Origin of the sequence: Gordonia sp. DT30 (assembly GCF_049844915.1) — a bacterium.
Lineage (GTDB): Bacteria > Actinomycetota > Actinomycetes > Mycobacteriales > Mycobacteriaceae > Gordonia.
Genome location: NZ_JBNCLY010000008.1, coordinates 71,946 through 88,555, shown reverse-complemented (window position 1 = coordinate 88,555; position 16,610 = coordinate 71,946). Strand labels below are relative to the sequence as shown.

The 16,610-nt window shown below is 67.5% G+C and carries 15 protein-coding genes; 6 read left to right on the top strand and 9 right to left on the bottom strand.

What is annotated here, in order from left to right:
* Nucleotides 1-126 precede the first annotated feature (126 nt).
* The 3 genes from madC to mdo all read right to left on the bottom strand — a co-directional run bounded on the left by madC (nucleotide 127) and on the right by mdo (nucleotide 4,174).
* Complete coding sequence (gene madC, locus ACLQ3C_RS10105; protein WP_425704927.1) at nucleotides 127-1,665, bottom strand: MadC family VWA domain-containing protein; 1,539 nt, start codon at nucleotides 1,663-1,665, stop codon at nucleotides 127-129.
* Nucleotides 1,666-1,680: 15 nt separating this feature from the next.
* The gene (locus tag ACLQ3C_RS10100; RefSeq protein WP_425704926.1) at nucleotides 1,681-2,733 is read right to left on the bottom strand and encodes a MadB family AAA-type ATPase; all 1,053 of its coding nucleotides are present in this window, start codon (nucleotides 2,731-2,733) and stop codon (nucleotides 1,681-1,683) included.
* A 169-nt stretch (nucleotides 2,734-2,902) separates the two neighbouring features.
* Nucleotides 2,903-4,174 (bottom strand): NDMA-dependent methanol dehydrogenase, encoded by a 1,272-nt coding sequence (mdo, locus tag ACLQ3C_RS10095; protein ID WP_425704925.1) that lies wholly within the window; start codon nucleotides 4,172-4,174, stop codon nucleotides 2,903-2,905.
* 301 nt (nucleotides 4,175-4,475) lie between these two features.
* Here mdo and ACLQ3C_RS10090 point away from each other — a divergent pair, with 301 nt between their 5' ends.
* The gene (locus ACLQ3C_RS10090; RefSeq protein WP_425704924.1) at nucleotides 4,476-5,429 is read left to right on the top strand and encodes an L-lactate dehydrogenase; all 954 of its coding nucleotides are present in this window, start codon (nucleotides 4,476-4,478) and stop codon (nucleotides 5,427-5,429) included.
* 13 nt (nucleotides 5,430-5,442) lie between these two features.
* Here ACLQ3C_RS10090 and ACLQ3C_RS10085 read toward each other — a convergent pair whose 3' ends face one another.
* The 4 genes from ACLQ3C_RS10085 to ACLQ3C_RS10070 all read right to left on the bottom strand — a co-directional run bounded on the left by ACLQ3C_RS10085 (nucleotide 5,443) and on the right by ACLQ3C_RS10070 (nucleotide 8,460).
* Nucleotides 5,443-5,865 (bottom strand): hypothetical protein, encoded by a 423-nt coding sequence (locus ACLQ3C_RS10085; RefSeq protein ID WP_425704923.1) that lies wholly within the window; start codon nucleotides 5,863-5,865, stop codon nucleotides 5,443-5,445.
* A 114-nt stretch (nucleotides 5,866-5,979) separates the two neighbouring features.
* Complete coding sequence (locus ACLQ3C_RS10080) at nucleotides 5,980-7,545, bottom strand: amino acid permease (protein ID WP_425704922.1); 1,566 nt, start codon at nucleotides 7,543-7,545, stop codon at nucleotides 5,980-5,982.
* A gap of 100 nt (nucleotides 7,546-7,645) precedes the next feature.
* On the bottom strand, nucleotides 7,646-7,999 hold the full coding sequence (locus ACLQ3C_RS10075) for a winged helix-turn-helix domain-containing protein (protein ID WP_425704921.1): 354 nt from the start codon (nucleotides 7,997-7,999) through the stop codon (nucleotides 7,646-7,648).
* The gene (locus ACLQ3C_RS10070; protein ID WP_425704920.1) at nucleotides 7,996-8,460 is read right to left on the bottom strand and encodes a hypothetical protein; all 465 of its coding nucleotides are present in this window, start codon (nucleotides 8,458-8,460) and stop codon (nucleotides 7,996-7,998) included. The genes ACLQ3C_RS10075 and ACLQ3C_RS10070 overlap by 4 nt, the downstream gene beginning before the upstream one ends.
* Before the next feature lie 195 nt (nucleotides 8,461-8,655).
* Between ACLQ3C_RS10070 and ACLQ3C_RS10065 the strand changes: the two genes are divergently transcribed.
* Nucleotides 8,656-9,516 (top strand): DUF2786 domain-containing protein, encoded by an 861-nt coding sequence (locus tag ACLQ3C_RS10065; RefSeq protein ID WP_425704919.1) that lies wholly within the window; start codon nucleotides 8,656-8,658, stop codon nucleotides 9,514-9,516.
* A 53-nt stretch (nucleotides 9,517-9,569) separates the two neighbouring features.
* Here ACLQ3C_RS10065 and ACLQ3C_RS10060 read toward each other — a convergent pair whose 3' ends face one another.
* Entirely contained in the window at nucleotides 9,570-10,523 is a 954-nt protein-coding gene (locus tag ACLQ3C_RS10060) for a hypothetical protein (RefSeq protein ID WP_425704918.1), read from the bottom strand.
* A 128-nt stretch (nucleotides 10,524-10,651) separates the two neighbouring features.
* Between ACLQ3C_RS10060 and ACLQ3C_RS10055 the strand changes: the two genes are divergently transcribed.
* Nucleotides 10,652-11,143 (top strand): TIGR04338 family metallohydrolase, encoded by a 492-nt coding sequence (locus ACLQ3C_RS10055; protein ID WP_425704917.1) that lies wholly within the window; start codon nucleotides 10,652-10,654, stop codon nucleotides 11,141-11,143.
* Here the strand turns inward: ACLQ3C_RS10055 and ACLQ3C_RS10050 are convergent.
* A complete protein-coding gene (locus ACLQ3C_RS10050) occupies nucleotides 11,107-13,212 on the bottom strand; it encodes a CocE/NonD family hydrolase (protein WP_425704916.1) in 2,106 nt (701 codons plus the stop codon). The two genes, ACLQ3C_RS10055 and ACLQ3C_RS10050, sit on opposite strands and share 37 nt — an antisense overlap.
* A gap of 605 nt (nucleotides 13,213-13,817) precedes the next feature.
* Here ACLQ3C_RS10050 and rplJ point away from each other — a divergent pair.
* The 3 genes from rplJ to ACLQ3C_RS10035 all read left to right on the top strand — a co-directional run bounded on the left by rplJ (nucleotide 13,818) and on the right by ACLQ3C_RS10035 (nucleotide 16,385).
* The gene (gene rplJ, locus ACLQ3C_RS10045) at nucleotides 13,818-14,345 is read left to right on the top strand and encodes a 50S ribosomal protein L10 (protein ID WP_425704915.1); all 528 of its coding nucleotides are present in this window, start codon (nucleotides 13,818-13,820) and stop codon (nucleotides 14,343-14,345) included.
* A 102-nt stretch (nucleotides 14,346-14,447) separates the two neighbouring features.
* Nucleotides 14,448-14,834: a 50S ribosomal protein L7/L12 gene (gene rplL / locus ACLQ3C_RS10040; RefSeq protein ID WP_425704914.1), complete on the top strand. Its 387-nt coding sequence runs from the start codon at nucleotides 14,448-14,450 to the stop codon at nucleotides 14,832-14,834.
* Nucleotides 14,835-14,996: 162 nt separating this feature from the next.
* Nucleotides 14,997-16,385 carry a glycosyltransferase 87 family protein gene (locus tag ACLQ3C_RS10035; RefSeq protein ID WP_425704913.1) on the top strand — a complete coding sequence of 463 codons (1,389 nt, stop codon included), beginning with the start codon at nucleotides 14,997-14,999 and terminating at the stop codon, nucleotides 16,383-16,385.
* Nucleotides 16,386-16,610 lie beyond the last annotated feature (225 nt).

Sequence of the window (16,610 nt, the reverse complement as noted above, 5' to 3'; positions counted from 1 at the left end):
TTGCTCGCGCGGGCCGTCGACAGCCCGCGCGAACCAGCTCGGACCGCGCGAGCAAGTTCGGACCGCGCGAACGAAAACAGTCGTGCTGTTGCGAGCTGAGTGTGCGCGGCAGGATCGTCGCCCTTCTCAGCGCAGCGCCGCGGCGAGCTCGTCGACACGGTCGACGAGCTCGGCGCCGTCTCGGGCACAGACGACGGCGTCGCAATACTCGCGGTAGGCACCCAGGGAGCAGCCGGACTGGTTCCAGTACCGGCGCGGTTCAGGGGTCACCCAGGCGACCCGGTGCACTCGCCGCGCCAACTCGGCGAACAAGTCGACTCGCGGATCGAAGCCGTTGCTGCGGGCGTCGCCGGCCACGATCACCGTGGTGCGCGGACCGAGGAGGCCGCCGAAAGTGCCGAGAAGGCCGGTGAGCATGGCGCCGTAGTCGCTGGTCGCGGCCAGATCGAGGCCGTCGGCGCCCAATACCGCGGCCAGCGCCGAGTCCCCGTCGTCGTGTCTGAGCGATTCGGTCACGTGGACCGGCGTGTCGACGAAGGCGAGGACCTCGCATCGATCTCCATGCCGGTGCAGGGTCTGGGCGAGGCGGAGCAGGAAGCCGGCGACCGGTCGCACCGACAGCGAGACGTCGACGAGAAGCACCGGACGGACCGGCCCAGGACGAGTGGAGCGCCGCCAGAGTTGTAGCGGCACACCGTCTGTGGCCACCGCCGAGCGCATGGTGCGGCGCATGTCCAGTCCGCCGTGGTCGGTGCGGGCCACGATGCGCTGTGGCGCCCCGCGCATCCGCTGGACCAGCCGATGGCAGGCGCGGTCGATGTCGGCCTGATCGAGGGTGGGCGAACGGTCGACCGCCCCTGCGGGTTCGGTGATGTCGTCGGCCTCGGCAAGACGCCGAGCCAGCGCATCCACGAAAGCCTCGAGGGCCCTTTCCCATTCGGCGCGCTGCCGGTCGTCGATCCACTCGGTGCCGTCGGCGCCGTAGGCCCGCCGGGCATCATGGGCGTCGAGTGCGGCGAGGACGGCGGCTGCACCGTCGACGCCCAGTGGGTTTCCGCGCACCCGTGCCGCAGGCCCGGTCAGCTCCCCGATGCTCGCCGAATCGGCCTCGTCCACGTCGATCGTGTAGGTGATCCCGCCGGCCGCCGAGTCGGAATCCTGGTCGACCGCAAGTGATTCGGTGCCCGCGGAGACCGTGAAGTCGTTCTCCTCGCGGTGCGCGCTCTCGGCGTGGCGGGCGCGGGCGTCCGGGTCGTCGGCCAGCAGGTCGCCGATGTCGTCTGTGTGCTCGTCGGCACCGATCCGCCGGGACGCACCGTCGAATTCCTCGTCCCATGTGATGTCGTCGGGGAGATCTGCCGCGGCACCGCGCGGGCGCGGGCCCGGCCCATCACCCACGACGAGTCCGCCGAAGAAGGTGTCGTAGGCGCGGTCGAATCCCGTTGTCTCGTGGACGTATTTGACGCTGACCGCGCGCAGTGCGGCCCGCAGGCCGGGCGCGTGGCCGCCGAGGAGGTCGAGCACGCGTCGGATCTCGATCACCTCGGCCGGCGAGACGCCGACCCCGAATCGGCGCAGCACCCGACCGAACAGGACCGCGAGCCGGTCGAGGGTCATCTCGCGTGCGGCGGTCGGGTCCGGAGAATGCGGGTGCCGGGTTGCCATCGTCGTCGACCGTGCTCAGCGCCGTAGGGAACTGCGTGCGCGGCCCGCGCCGAACGCGGTGGCGGTCACCGAACCGGCGGGACCGGAACCGTCGGTTCCGACGACGGCGGACACACCGGCGCTCGCGTGCGGGGCCTCGATCTCGCGGCGGGCGATGTCGAGGTCACTGCCGAATTTCACGAGCAGCGACAACAGTGCCCGGTGGGTGGCTTCGCGATGCTCGCCGCCCGTGTCGCCGAGGAAGGCCGCGGCCCGCGCGGCATCGATGACCTCGGCGATCGAGGGACTCTTGCGGAGCGGTAGTTCGCGTAACCGGCGGGCGAGGTCGACGACCTCCGCGACGACGGAATCCTCGACGTCGGGCGCACGCACCCCGACGATGCGGCATTCCCGGCCGGCATCGGGATAGTCGGCCTGGAAGTGCAGGCAGCGGCGTTTGAGTGCGGGGGACAGCTCGCGGGTGTCGTTGGAGGTCAGGATGACCCAGGGGGCCGACCGCGCCGTGAAGGTGCCGAGTTCGGGGACGGTCACCTGTCGTTCCGCGAGGACTTCGAGCATGACGGCTTCCATCGCCTCGTCGGTGCGGTCGACCTCGTCGACGAGCAACACCGCCGGGGTGCTCGAGCGGATTGCGGCGAGCAGTGGCCGGGCGATCAGGAACTCCTCGGTGTAGACCCCGATCTCGGCACGTGCGAGCGCCGCCGAGGCCGCCGGAAGACTCGGCTCGGATGCGAGTTCGGCTCCGATACGGTCGCGCAGCATCTGCACGTGCAGCAATTGGCGGGCATAGTCCCACTCGTAGAGTGCCCGTGCCTCGTCGAGACCCTCATAGCATTGCAATCGGATCAGCTCCCGGCCGGACGCAGCAGCAAGGGCCTTGGCGAGTTCGGTCTTGCCGACCCCTGCCGGGCCCTCGAGGAGCAGCGGACGATCGAGGAGGGTCGCGAGGTGGACGACCACCGCGAGGTCGGGGTCGGCGATGTAACCCTGCTCGTCGAGGCCGGCGACGAGGTCGTCGACGGTCGCGAAGGTGTGCGGTTCGGTCGGCGGGACCGCGGGTTCGGGCATGGTTCCCCTTTGTGTATCGGGCATCGTTGTGGTTGGTGTACAACACTTTTGCCGAGGACAGGAGGTGGATCGGTCCGGGTCGAAGGGTCAGTTCAGGTTGCTTCGCCCGGGCCGACCCACCGTGCGGGAGTTGCTCAGGCTCCCGGTTCTCTGGGCGGCGGCCCTCGGGTCAGTACGTGCCGGTCATCGCATGCGAGACCATCGGGATGAGCGACTCGACGGTGCATTCGCGCGGGTTGCCCGGCGTGCACCAGTCGTCCATCATGTGTTCGGAGATGGCACGGATCTGCTTGTCGGAGGTGTCCATGGTCTCGCCGCGACCTTCGTACTTGCCGGTGTTCATCCGGTTCTTCTCGTAACTGCCCACGCTCAATTGGCCGAAATTATCCGGGATTCCAAGGTCTTTCGACAGCCGGATGGCCTCCTCGACGGCGGCGTCGGCGGCCTGCACGGTGGTCATGCCGCTGGTGTCGATACCCAGGAGGGCGGCGATGTCGGCGTATCGCTCATAGCGGCTGGGCAGGTTGTACTCCCAGACGCGGGGCAGGGCAATGGCGTTGTTGAGGCCATGGTGGCTGTCGTAGAAGGCGCTCACCGCATGCGAGAGCGAGTGGATCAGTCCGAGACCGCCGGAGTTGAACGCCTGAGCCGCAATGTATTGCGCGTGCATCATGCCGGTCCTCGCGGCGAGATTGCGGGGCTCGTACACGGCCGTGCGCAGGTGGTCCCGGATGAGTTCGACGGCGTACTTGGCGTTTCCGAGCGATGGGGCGAAATCCAGCCGCGATACGTAGGGCTCGCTGGCGTGGGCGAGAACGTCGAATCCGCAGAAGGCGGTGAAGTGTTCAGGGCAGCTGTAGTAGAGAAGCGGATCGTCCATTGCGAGATCGACCAGGCAGGTGTCGTCGAAGGCCACCCACTTGTGGGGCTTGTTCATGTCGGAGGTATCGGTGATGACGTAGGCCCACGACGTCTCCGATCCGGTGCCCGCCGTCGTCGAGACCGCGATGTGCTTGGGATTCTCTTTGTTGGTGGCCTTGGAGAAGCCCTCGAACTCGTTGATGTTGCGGCCGTCGTGGGCGATCACCATCCGGGCGCCCTTGGCGGCGTCGTGGCTCGAGCCGCCGCCGACGGAGATGATGCCGTCACACTTCTCGGACTGATAGAGCGCTGCGGCGTCCATGCAGTTGTAGTCCTTCGGGTTGGACTCGACCTTGTCGTAGAGCACGACGTCGACACCCTGATATTCGATCTTGCCCTTCAATTCCTCGATGATCCCGGAGCCGCGCAGTCCGGTCGTCATCAACAGGACCCGGGTCATGCCGAGGTCCTTGGCCTCGACGCCGAGCATGTCGTGGGCGCCGACTCCGAGTTTTGCGTTGGGGAAGGGGTGAAAGTCCTTGATCGGGAAGTCCCAGATCTGATTCAGCTCGATGGCCATGAACGTCGATCTCCTTGTGTCGCGGTGGATGACATGTCCGAGCATGTCGGCGGTCTCCCGGCCAACACAAGAACACATGAACAAATGATCAGATGTTCAACCAAGCAGATGGGGTGGACGCTGTCCGACCGGACAGGGCGACGATGTCGGGCGACGGGCGTGCCGGTCGCAACGTCGCGCGGGTCGAACTTGCTCGCGCGGGCCGTCGACGGACCGCGTGAACCAGCTCGGACCGCGCGAACGGAGAAAATGGGATAGGACTGAGAGCAATCGGCACCCGAGGACTCGCGGAGGTAGTGGGATGGACGCACGAGGGACCAAGCTGGCCGTCATCGGTGCCGGGGCGGTGGGGACGGCGGTGGCCTATGCCTCCCTGATCCGCGGGGTGGCGCGCACGATCGCGCTGATGGACATCAACGCCGCCAAGGTCACCGCCGAGGTGCTCGACATGTCGCACGGGCTGGAGTTCGTCCCGCGCACCGACATCGTCGGCGGTGACACGATGGACGTCGTCGCCGATTCCGACGTCGTCGTCTTCACCGCCGGCGCCAAGCAGAAACCCGGACAGTCGCGTCTGGAGTTGGCGGAGGCGACGATCGGGCTGACGCAGGCGATCCTGCCGCAGGCCGTCGAGGCGGCACCGAATGCGGTGTTCATCATGGTCACCAACCCGGTCGACATCGTCACCAGCGCCGCGCTGAAGATCAGTGGGCTGCCGCCCCATCAGCTGTTCGGGTCGGGGACCGTGCTCGACTCGTCGCGCCTGCGTTTCCTCATCGCGCAGCACGCGGGCGTGGCGGTGCAGAACGTGCACGCCTACATCGTCGGCGAGCACGGCGACTCGGAGATCCCGCTGTGGAGTTCGGCCGCCATCGGCGGTGTGCCACTGCGGGATTGGAAAGCGCTGCCCGGCTATGAGCCGATCGACGAGAACGTGCGTCGGCGCATCCACCACGAGGTCGTGCATGCCGCGTACAAGATCATCGACGGCAAGGGCGCGACCAACTATGCGATCGGCCTGGCGGCCACCCGGATCGTGGAGGCGGTGCTCAACAACGAGCACCGGGTGCTGCCGGTGTCGACGCTGGCGACCGGATTCGAGGGCCTCGATGACGTCTGTCTCTCGTTGCCGTCGCTGGTGGACCGCAGCGGGTGCGCCCGTCGGCTCGAGGTCGCGATGTCCGACGGCGAGCGTGCGGGGCTGCTGGCATCGGCGGACACGCTACGAAACATGCAGCAGCAGTTCGGGTTGTGACGGCGCCCGGGATTCAGGACAGCGCCGTCTGGATGGCGTTCTGGTAGCGGGTCCGCTGGTCGGCGGGCGTGCCCGCGGGGAAGTCGACGACCACGTTGAGAACCTGGAACGCCTGAAGGTGTTCACCGAGGTAGATCTCCGCGCGCCCGGTGGTGGTGAACTGCATGAGGGTGAACTGGTCGGTGGCCAGCGCTGTTGCGCACCCGGCCTTCGGGCACACCTGTGAGGTCACGTCATGCTGATCGGTGACGGGTAGCCCCGATCGGCTGACCTCGTCGGCGGTCCGGCTGAGGGTGTGCGGGTTCAGGTTGTTGGCGGTCGCCGACGTCGATCCGGTGTCGGCCGGGTCGGCGGAGTTCACGCACGCCGCCGGCAGCAGGGCCACCCCACAGATCGCCAATGCGGTGATCCCGCGCCGTATCGTCGTCGATCCCATGTCGCGCTCCCGTCATCGCCCTGTCGTGCCCGTCCGGGCTCGACGTTACTGCGGTGCGCCGGGCGCCCGATTGGCGCCCGGCGCACCGGGGATGATGAGCGTCTGCGACTGGCGTCAGGTCTCCTGCAGGACGGGTGCGGGTGCGGTCTGCGTGATCGGACCGGTGAACCACTTCTTCACCGACAGGTGCCAGTACGCGTAGAGCAGGATGAGGGCACCGCCGACGAGCAGGGGTGTGTAATTGACGTACTTCCAGGCGAAACTCTGATCCCAGGGCATGCCGCCCAGCGAGGTCGGGAACATGGCGATGACCGAGGTCACGACGATCTCCGCGAGCGCCAACGGGGCGATCCACTTGTACTTGGAGCCCAGTGTCCAGGAGCCGGATTCGAAGGAATCGCCGGCCCGCCAGCGGTAGTAGATCGGGACGGCGAAGCACAGGTACAAACCGACGACGCCGATCGAGACGACTGCGAAGAACGCGACCGGCACCGGTGCGCCGTTGATGTCGACGGCGACGAGGGCGGGCAGGGTGATGATCGCGGCGACCGCGGCCGTGGCGATCACCGCGTAGGCCGGTACGCCCCGCGCGTTCACCTGCTTCCACAGGTGGTGGCCGGGAACGGCCCCGTCGCGGCTGAACGCGAACATCATCCGGGAGGCGCTGGTCTGACAGGCGGCAGCGCAGAACAGCTGCCCCGCAGTGGAAATGAGCAAGACGACCCCGGCCCACCGTGAGGAGAGGGCCTGGGTGAAGATGGTGGCCACCGCACCGCCGCCCTTGGTCACGCCGTCGGCGTCCTGCACGGCGAACAGGAAGCTGAGCAGCAGTACCCAGCCGCCGATCGCGGAGTAGGCGATCGAACGCCAGATGCCCTTGGCCGCAGCGCCGGCGGCGCCCTTGGTCTCCTCGGAGATGTGTGCGGATGCGTCGTAGCCGGTGATCGTGTACTGGGTCAGGATCGCCGAGATGGGCAGGATGTAGAGGATGAACCCGGCGTGCGATGTGGAGCCACTGAAGATCCCGGAGTTGTTGACGGTGCGGGCGAACACGTCGGAGACCGACGCGTGCTGGTCGGGTACGAGGAAGAGGATGAGAATGACTGCGGCGGCACCGAATACGTGCCACCAGACCGAGATGTTGTTCAGCATCGACAACAGGTGCCCGGAGAAGATGTTGATCAGGACGGCGATCGCCAGGATGATCAGGAAGATGATGAACACCCGGGTCAGGCTGTAACCGGCCAACCACGACTCGCTGAACGTGCCGATGGTCAGGTCGAGGAACGTGGCCGCGCCGTAGGCGACCGATGCGAGGATCGCGACGAGCCCGATCAGATTGAGCCACCCGGTGTAGAAGCCGGCCTTGGCGCCGCCGAGTTTGGCTGCCCACCAATAGATTCCGCCGGAAGTCGGATAGGCGGAGACGAGTTCGGCCAGGCAGAAACCGATCAGCAGGATGAAGATCGACACGATCGGCCAGCCCCAGGCGATCGCCGCCGGGCCGCCGTTGTTCCAGCCGAGTCCGAAGGAGGTGAAGCATCCCGAGAGGATCGAGATGATCGAGAAGGAGATCGCGAAGTTGGAGAATCCCGACCACGAGCGGTGCAGTTCCTGGGTGTAGCCCAGACGCGCCAGGTGGGCCTCGTCGTCGGTCAGGTTTTCGTGCCCTTCGGGCATGTGCGCCTCCATCATTTCGATCGAATGGTGAAGCGCCATTGCTGCACTGGTGATGCAGACGATAAGCCCGTCGAGGCGCAGGCGCGCGACGGTGCCCGATTTATCCGGTTTCTCCTCCGGTCGTGATCGGTCCGGCCGGGGTGGTCTCGTCGGGCAGGTCGACGATCTGCCGGTTGACGATCTGCCGCAGTGCGGCGACATGCCCGTCGAAGGCGGCGCGGCCGGTCGGGGTCAGGCGGGCGCGCACCGTGCGCCGACGGCCGGTGACCGGGCGTTCGGTGCTGACGTACCCGGCCGCTTCGAGGGTGGCGAGTTGTTTGGACAACGCCGAATCCGACAGGGCCAGACGGTCTTTGAGGTAGGCGAACTCGGCCCAGTCGCTGGCGGCGAGGGTGGCGACCAACGAGAGCCGCGTGCTGGGGTGGATGAGTTCGTCGAAGCGAGGAGTCCTCACCGCTGCACCCGCCGGAGAATGGCGGCAAAGATGGTGTTGCCGCCGAATCCGATGGCGGCGGCCACGATGACCGCGGCCCAGGTGGCCGAGTGCTCGACGCCGTCGGCGTCGAGGGCGAAACCGAATCCGATGGTCACCGCGACGGCGACGAGCAGGATGCCGATCACGATCAGCGGCACCCGGCGACCGGCGACGGCGCGGCTGACCTGAACGCCCCGGTGGGCGTGGCGTCCGTCGAGCAGGCGGCCGGCGACGGCGGCATGCCCGGCGCCGAAGGCGGCGGTTGCCACGGTGGCCACCCACGCCGGGGTGAAGTCGGTGAGGATGCCGAGGACGATCCAGCCGATGGCCATGACGGTCCAGTAGAGCTGCGGCAATCCGACCGCATCGGCGACGCGACGACGGGCGCCTGCGACCTCGTCGAGAGCCGCGCGGGCCTGGTGGGGGGTGATGTCGGCCATGCGGATCGGCCTCCTCGTCATTGGTTTCCTCGTTCAAGGGTTTCCTCGTTCAAGGGTTTCCTACTTGGAAAGTAGTCTCTACTTTCCGGATGGGAAAGTCAAGGGCTCGGCCGCGGTGTGAAAGAGATTGGGCGCGGTGTGAAAGAAATCGGGCGCAGAGTGGAACCGATCGGTGGGCGAAATAGTCTGATCTGTATGCGCGATGACAAGCTGCTCACCCGAATCGCCGGACTGTTGCGTCAGGCGGAGAACACCGACAATCCGCACGAGGCGGAGACATTCATGGCCGCGGCGCAGCGCCTGGCCACCAAATCGGCGATCGACCTGGCGCTGGCCCGCGCCCACGACCCGGCCGCGCGGACCACGACCACCCCGATCTCGCGGCAGATCGCCATCGGCGAGGCGGGCAAGCGTGGGCTGAAGACGTATGTGCAGTTGTTCGTGGCGATCGCCCGCGCCAACGACGTCACCGTCGACGTCGCCGGGAACTCGACGTTCGTGCTGGCGTACGGCTTCGAATCCGACATCGACACCTGTGAGGCGCTCTACACGTCGCTGGTGGTGCAGATGGTGGCCGCGAGCGACGCGTATCTGCGGTCGGGGGAGTACAAGAACGAGATGTCGGCGCGCGTGGTGCGCCGCGACGAGGGCTGGCGGTCGCGAAAGGTCGTGGAGCGAAAACCGTTGGCGCCCATCACCGCCCGTCTCAACTTTCAGTCCGCCTTCGCCGAGCGGATCGGTGCCCGGCTGACGCAGGCACGTGACGAGCAACGGCGCGAGGCGATCGCGGCCGACGGTGAGTCGAGCCCCGATGGAGCCGGTCTCGAGGGGTCACGCGGTTCCGGGTCGTCGACCGCGCTCGCGTTGCGCAACAAGGAGATCGAGGTCGTCGACTTCTATCGCACCGAGTCGCGGGCGCGGGGTACGTGGCGGCCGACGAGCGCGTCGGCGGGCTACTCGGAGGGCGCGCGGCGGGCCGGTGACCGCGCCGGGCGGCGCGCGAAGATCGGCGCGGACCCGCAATTCGGGGCCCCGCGGGGCGCTCTCGAGGCCTGAGGCTCCCGCGCCGGCGCGCTCACCGATGCGCTGCGCTCACCGATCCGCGGCGGTCACGGATGCCGGTCGTCGGCCTCGATGCGTGCGTCGGCGAGTGCCAGCGAACTGCGCGCGATGGGGGCGGGTGCCGGAATCCCGGTGAACCCGCCGACGAGGTGCCCGAGCGGGCCGTCGTCGGTGGCGATCGCATGGGTGACCGTGGCGCACACGACCAGAACCATGGCGTAGAAGTACAGCCAGCTGATCGCGAGGAACACCATGCCGAGGGTGCCGAAGTGGTTGATGGTCCCCGACACCGTCTTCGGCAGGATTATGCGACTGCCCACCAGATACACCGTGACGAGTGCGCCGGTGAGTGCGCCGTTGACCGCCAGCAACCGCATCGGCACCTGCTTGGACACCATCAGCCGGGGCACGACCGTCCACAGCGCCCACCAGATCAGGAAGGTCACCACGATGACGACCGTCAGGCCGAGGGCACCCGTTCCGTTGAACCGCACCCCGAAAACGCTGGCGCTGTGCACCGGCGTGATCAGGCCTTGCGCCACCACCGCAACCGGGAAGAGGAAGATCACCGGCACCCATCGCCACCAACTGCGCCACGACAGCTTGTTCACCCGGAACGTCTGCATGTACATGCGGCCCAGTGCACGGGCGAGTGAGGTGGCGCCGGCGATCGTCATGAGCGCACCGATCACACCGAACGCCGTGGTCGTCGATGTGGACAGCGACGCGTCGATGCGTTCGGGGTGTACGCCCAGATTCGACAACGCCTCATCGAGGTACGTGCGGCCGACGGGAAGTGTGGTGAGCAGGATGACGATGGGCAACACCGAGGTGAAGGCCTGTGCCGACAGCGTCATCGACCGGTCGGAGAGACTCGCGGTGGCCAACTCGCGCGCGATGCGCACCACCAGCGGGGCGCCCGGCAACGAGAACGCCCGGTCGGCGATGCCTGCGCCGCGGGCGCGCCATCGCTGGATCCGGTCGGACGCCAGTGCCTTCATCGACCCTCCCTCATCGAGTGGCTCCCTCATTCGCGGCTGTGGGAGATGGTAGCGGGGCATCTGCCGGCGGCCGGGCACAAGGCGCCGCCGACACGGTTGACGGGCATGCGCCGGTTAGCATCGGGGCGATGACTGCGCGCGATTCGGCACGATCCCGGCTCTATGAGGCCGAGCGGCTGCTACTGCGGATGTTCGAGCGGCCCGGGTCGGCGCGCACGGTGCAGATCGCCGGTACCGAGCTGACCCTGCCCGTCGAGGCGTTGTTCTCGTCGGTGGATTCGGTGCGCGACTACGTCGAGCGGGTGCTCGCGATGCCCGCGGTACGGCAACGCTTCGTCCGCGCCGAGGTGCCGGTGTCGGTGCGTGCCCGGCGCGGCTTCCGGGCTGCCGAATATCGGCGGGAGACGGGCGAGATCGCCATCCCGCAATCGCGGGACGGGCGTTGGGCCCTACGGGAATTGGTGATCCTGCACGAGTTGGCCCACCACCTCGACGATGGCGCGGGCCCAGCGCACGGACGCGGATTCGTGCTCACCCTCACCGAACTCGTCGGCACGGTCCTCGGGCCCGAGGCGGGGTTCGTCTACCGCGTCGTGCTCTCGGATTCGGGCTTGCGGTGATCGGCGCGGGCGAGTCCGTCGTCGGCCAGGAAGGTCAGGTAGCTCGGGTGCGCGGGATCGAGGACGAGACGCTGGCGCCGGCCACGGGCCTTGAGCAGGTCGGGCACGACCGTCAGGTACCGCGGGAAGCTGGCGGCGTAGACATCGACGCGCAATCGGTGCCCGGGTTCGAGGACCGCGTCGGTGGGGACGAGGCCGATGTCGATGCGCACCGGCTCGTCGGCGGGCACCGGCAGCTTACGTTTGCGGGACAGATGGTGATAGGCGTCCACGAGGGTTCCGTCGTCGGTGAAGCTCGACCGTGACCGGTCGAGCGCGCGATTGGTGGCCGACAATGCCCCGTTGGTGAGGACGGCCGAAGAGCCATCGGGCGCAACATCATTGACCGTCACCGCCCAGATGGCCTCGTGGGCGGTGGTGGCGACGTTGAGGCGCAGGTTGAGTGCCCCGCTGAGGTGGGTGGCCGCAGTGACCGGGGCGCTGGTGAACGAGAGGGCCCCGCGTTCCTGGAATCGGGCATCGGTGGTGAACGAGTTGCCGAACACCATCGACGCCCCGGCCGTCACCTGGGTCATGTCGCGCGAGGCCAGGCCGCGCAGGTCGGGCCGGACGTGTAGCGATGACAGCCCTTGCCCGGGAACAGGACTCAACGATCCATCGTGGACGGAGTGTTCGGCGGTGTCCGACGCGTCGTCGGTGAGGTAGAGCCGTTGCGGCCGGACGCCGGGGCGGGGAAAGGACGGCCCGGAGGTCCATGAGCCACCCTGCTGCATCATCGTGACCGGCCCATAGAAGTCGATCCCGTTGCGCTGACCCTTGAGCCAGCGGTCGAACCAGGCGCGCTCGAGGACGTCGAGACGTGGTGGGGCCGAGCTGGATCCGTGACCGGTGCCGACGTCGAAGTGGTAGCCGTCGCCGATGAGCATCTGCTTGCGGCCCGGTTCGAGCTCGAGGCGCTCATAGATGCCGGTCGCGCTGCCGCCGAACAGATCGTGCCAGCCGCCGACGGTGAAGGTGGGGACCTCGATCCGGTCGACCTGCGGATCTCGTTCGTCGAAGTAGGGATCGTCGAAGATGCGGTCGTCGCGCGCGGTGAGGAAGCCCCAGAGCAGCGACGGGATCTCGGTCGCCGGCGACGCCACGCGGTCGCGCAGCCAAGCCAGGGTGTCGCCGCGCAGCGCGTCGCGCATCCAGGTCGACGGATTGGGCACCCATTTGAGGACGTTGACCACCGAGAGCCACATCGGGATGAACGCCGAGGGCATGCCGCCGGTGATGTAGATGTCGCGGACGATGTCGTCGCAGCCCTCGACGGCGAAGACCGCACCGAGCTCGGGTGGCCGCTTGTCGGCGGCCTGCAGGGAGTTGATCGCCGAATAGGACCAGCCGGCCAGTCCCACCCGGCCGTCGCACCAATCCTGTTCGGCGGCCCAGGAGATGACCTCCACCGAGTCCTGTTGTTCGCGGGCGCCGAGGATCTGCCATTTGCCGCCGCTGGCGCCGGTGCCGCGGACGTCGACGATCACCTGCACGTATCCGCTGCGGACGAGGGTGCGGTTGATCCCGAAGACGTCGAGGATGCCGCCCGCGAGGGTGCCCGTCAGTCGCGTCAGTCCGCCGAGCGCGGTATCGGTGGCGTCGAGCGACGTCGACGCGACGCGCAGCGCGCGTCCCAGGACAGGGGCGTGGGTGAGGTTGTCGACGAGGTCGACCGTCGCCCGGTTGTACGGGTTGATGTTCACGATGGCCGGATAGGGCGTGAGGACGGTCTGACCGAAGCGGTTGGCGGGTCGGATCACGGTTGCCCGCAAGGTGGCGCCGTCACTCATGGTGAGTTTGACGTCGCGGTCGATGACCACACGCGGGTAGATCTGAGCGCCGTCGACGGACTCACGCCAGCGGATACCGTCGGCGCCGCCGGTCGGATCGCCGAGCGGCAGGGTGCCGAAGCGCGGGGCCGAGCGCGGCGTGGCACGCCCGCGGTCTGGTTGCGCGGCAGCGGACCGGCCTGATGTGGCCGGGCCGGTGCGTGGCACCACCGGGGACTTCGGGTCCAACTGATAGGTCATGGCGCTTCACCCTGCCTGGGGCGTGACCCTGGCGCCGGACCCACCGGCGCCGCTCACACCCCGTCGTGTGCTCGGCAGCAGAAGTGGAACCGGACTTACAGTCTGTGGCCCACGTCACTACCGACCGCCGACTGTAGTCCATGGCGGATATAGGAACCGCATCGAGGTGGGCGCCAATTGGGTCACGACAGCGAAATGCGCAGGCCGGCAAGGGTGCCGACTCATTCGTTCGATGGTCGCGGCCGGCCCGGGCAAGCGATTTGGCCGCCGGGCGTCGTGTCCGGTAATCTCGAACCTCGGTGTGACGTGCATTGCCACGTCGTATCGGTTCAACCAGAGACCGTTGGTCATCGGGAGCGATCCCGATCGAAGGACGACATCCGTGTCGGCGACCCACGCAGGGAGAACGTGGAACAACGAGTGGGCGACCGGATTCCGGTGTGCTCACATGTGACGCCCCGTGCCTTCTGCGTGCCGGGGCGTTTTGTCGTTCCGGGAGCTTTCGTTCATCGAGCGGATGTGCTCGCCGGGGGTGCTGTCCGCCTCCTGCGGTCACCGGTTGAATCTGACCAACTCAACTCGAGTGATGAGGAAGGAGGCGAAGTATGGCCAAGTCCGAAAAGGTCGCCGCGGTTGCGGAGATCGCTGAGCAGTTCGAGGGCGCTACGGCAACGGTCGTCACGGAGTACCGTGGCCTGTCCGTCAGCCAGATCACCGATCTGCGTCGTTCCCTCGGCGAGGGTGCAACCTACTCCGTCGCCAAGAACACCCTGGTGAAGCGTGCCGCCGAGAAGGCGGGCGTGGAAGGGCTCGACGAGCTGTTCACCGGTCCGACCGCGATCGCCTTCATCGAAGGCGAGCCGGTGGTGGCCGCGAAGGCGATCAAGAATTTCGCCAAGGACAACAAGGCTCTGGTCATCAAGGGCGGGTACATGGACGGCCGGGCGCTGTCCATTGCCGAGATCGAACAGATCGCCGACCTTGAGACCCGTGAGGTCCTGTTGGCCAAGCTCGCCGGTGCCATGAAGGGCAATCTGGCAAAGGCTGCCGGCCTGTTCAATCAGCCGGCATCGCAGGTGGCGCGGCTCGCCGCGGCCCTGCAGGAGAAGCAGCAAGCAGCATCCGGCGAGTAAAGCCCGCCGGCACAACAGTTTTCCCGCGCCGCGGGAACCCGTACCCCATCCCGGACGGGATGAACCACCCCCGTACCGGGGACAGACAGGAAGGACGCCACCATGGCGAAACTCACCGCTGACGAGCTCATCGATCAGTTCAAGGAACTGACCCTGCTGGAGCTCAGCGATTTCGTGAAGAAGTTCGAAGAGGTCTTCGAGGTCACCGCGGCCGCTCCGGTCGCCGTCGCCGCTGCCGGTGCGCCGGCCGCTGCCGCCGAGGCCGCTGCCGAGCAGGACGAGTTCGACGTCATCCTCGAGGGTGCCGGCGACAAGAAGATCCAGGTCATCAAGGTCGTCCGCGAGGTCGTCTCGGGTCTGGGCCTCAAGGAGGCCAAGGACCTCGTCGAGGGCTCGCCGAAGGCGATCCTGGAGAAGGTCGACAAGGAAGCCGCCGAGGCTGCCAAGACCAAGCTCGAAGAGGCCGGCGCCAAGGTGTCGGTCAAGTAAGACGGTCGTCGCGATCTCCGCGTGACGCGGAATCTCCGGCACGAGAGGGCCGGTGTGGGTGAGAGCCCGCACCGGCCCTCTTTTGTGTCCGTCGGCGTGGCGCTGGGCGGCCGGAGACTGCGATGCCGGTCGGGGGCCGCGCACAGACTAGTATCAGCCCGCGTGACTGCTGCTGTGTCCCGTCGTGCGTTCACGACGATCAACGTCGTCGGGGCGGTAGCTCTCGTACTCGGGGTGTGCCGGGTGTTCGGGCAACCGTGGCTGGTGCATCTCGGGCCGACCAAATACTGGGGTCCGCCGGTGGATCTGCAGATCTACCGCTACGGCGGCCAGTTCCTGCTCCACGGGCAGCATCTCTACGACTCGATGATGCCGCAGGCCAACGACAGCATTCTGCCGTTCACCTACCCGCCGTTCGCCGCGGTGTCCTTCGTGCCGATGAGCTGGCTGCCCGTGCGGGTGCTGTCGGTGATCTTCCTGATCCTGGGGGTCGCGCTGACGTGGTGGCTCATCCGCATCCTGCTGCGCCGGGTCGGCTGCGGCGATCTGCCGATCGGCTGGTCGATGCTGTTGACCGGCGTGGCTTTCGAACTCGAACCGATCCGCGTCACCCTGGACCTGGGGCAGATCAACCTGATCCTGGCCGGGCTGGTCATCGCCGACACCCTCTGGGATCGCCGCCCGGCGTGGGCCGAACCGTACCGGGGCCTTTTGGTGGGGATAGCCGCGGCCATCAAGATGACACCGGCGGTGATCCTCATCTATTTCATCGTGCGCAGGCAGTGGCGGGCCGCGATCAACGTCGCCATCGGTTTCCTCGCAGTGACCGGCCTCGCGTGGGCGATCGCCCCGTCGGACTCGTGGAAGTACTGGACGGCGACGGTCTTCGATCCCGAGCGGATCGGGGGACTGGCCTACGTCTACAACCAGGGCATCGCCGGCGTCCTCGCGCGCATGGGGCTGAGTGACAGCGTCCGCTCGCACTGGTGGCTGGCGCTGTGTGCCGTCGCGGGCCTCTACTGTCTCGCATTGGCCTGGTTCCTCGCCCGGCGCGGCGAGTATGAGCTCTGCTTCCTGTCGGCGTGGGCGGTCGCGCTGCTGGCCACCCCGGCCGCCTGGATTCACCATTGGGTGCTGACGTCGGTGTTCATTCTCGTGTTCGTCACGATCGGGGTGCGTGCGCTACGGGCACGCCCCGGCGACCGGCGCGGCGCGGTGTTCTTGGGGCTGGGCGTGCTGGGCCTGCTGGCGCAGTTACCCGGACCGTCGATATTCCTGCCCAGCGCCAACCTGAACGAGCTGCGGTGGGGCTGGTGGGAGGTCATCTGGGGCAACTCCTCGCTGATCTGGCTCGTCCTCGTGTTGCTCATCTCGTGGTGGCTACCGCTGACGCGGGTACGGGAGGCGTGGGCCACTCGCGTGCCCGGTGCGCCTGCGGCCGTAGCCGAGCAGGGTGACGACCACGCGAGTGCGCCGAGCGCCACGAGCGGCATCGTGGTCGGCGACGAGTCCCCGGACGCGCCCGGCGATCGAGGATTCGCGCACTCCTGAGAGCGTGAGGCACGTCACGATCGGCCACCATCCGACGGGAAGACCACCCGTGGCGGCCAGTGAAACGGGGCCCACTTTCCTTCGGCCCCATTCATCGGCTAGTGTCATCGCCCGAAGGCAAGTTACCGGTTGGTAGGTTGCCTTCCACGTCCACGCTGTGTGTTCGGTGCGGTGGGGCAGGAACTGTGACGGTCGTCCGATACAGTGATCCCAGCCACAATGTCG

Excerpts from the sequence above, each read along its gene's own strand:
- rplJ (WP_425704915.1), top strand. The coding sequence starts at position 13,818 with ATGGCCAAGTCCGAAAAGGTCGCCGCGGTTGCGGAGATCGCTGAGCAG.
- ACLQ3C_RS10100 (WP_425704926.1), bottom strand. The coding sequence starts at position 2,733 with ATGCCCGAACCCGCGGTCCCGCCGACCGAACCGCACACCTTCGCGACC.
- rplL (WP_425704914.1), top strand. The coding sequence starts at position 14,448 with ATGGCGAAACTCACCGCTGACGAGCTCATCGATCAGTTCAAGGAACTG.
- ACLQ3C_RS10055 (WP_425704917.1), top strand. The coding sequence starts at position 10,652 with ATGACTGCGCGCGATTCGGCACGATCCCGGCTCTATGAGGCCGAGCGG.
- mdo (WP_425704925.1), bottom strand. The coding sequence starts at position 4,174 with ATGGCCATCGAGCTGAATCAGATCTGGGACTTCCCGATCAAGGACTTT.
- ACLQ3C_RS10090 (WP_425704924.1), top strand. The coding sequence starts at position 4,476 with ATGGACGCACGAGGGACCAAGCTGGCCGTCATCGGTGCCGGGGCGGTG.
- madC (WP_425704927.1), bottom strand. The coding sequence starts at position 1,665 with ATGGCAACCCGGCACCCGCATTCTCCGGACCCGACCGCCGCACGCGAG.
- ACLQ3C_RS10080 (WP_425704922.1), bottom strand. The coding sequence starts at position 7,545 with ATGCCCGAAGGGCACGAAAACCTGACCGACGACGAGGCCCACCTGGCG.
- ACLQ3C_RS10065 (WP_425704919.1), top strand. The coding sequence starts at position 8,656 with ATGCGCGATGACAAGCTGCTCACCCGAATCGCCGGACTGTTGCGTCAG.
- ACLQ3C_RS10050 (WP_425704916.1), bottom strand. The coding sequence starts at position 13,212 with ATGACCTATCAGTTGGACCCGAAGTCCCCGGTGGTGCCACGCACCGGC.
- ACLQ3C_RS10070 (WP_425704920.1), bottom strand. The coding sequence starts at position 8,460 with ATGGCCGACATCACCCCCCACCAGGCCCGCGCGGCTCTCGACGAGGTC.
- ACLQ3C_RS10060 (WP_425704918.1), bottom strand. The coding sequence starts at position 10,523 with ATGAAGGCACTGGCGTCCGACCGGATCCAGCGATGGCGCGCCCGCGGC.
- ACLQ3C_RS10085 (WP_425704923.1), bottom strand. The coding sequence starts at position 5,865 with ATGGGATCGACGACGATACGGCGCGGGATCACCGCATTGGCGATCTGT.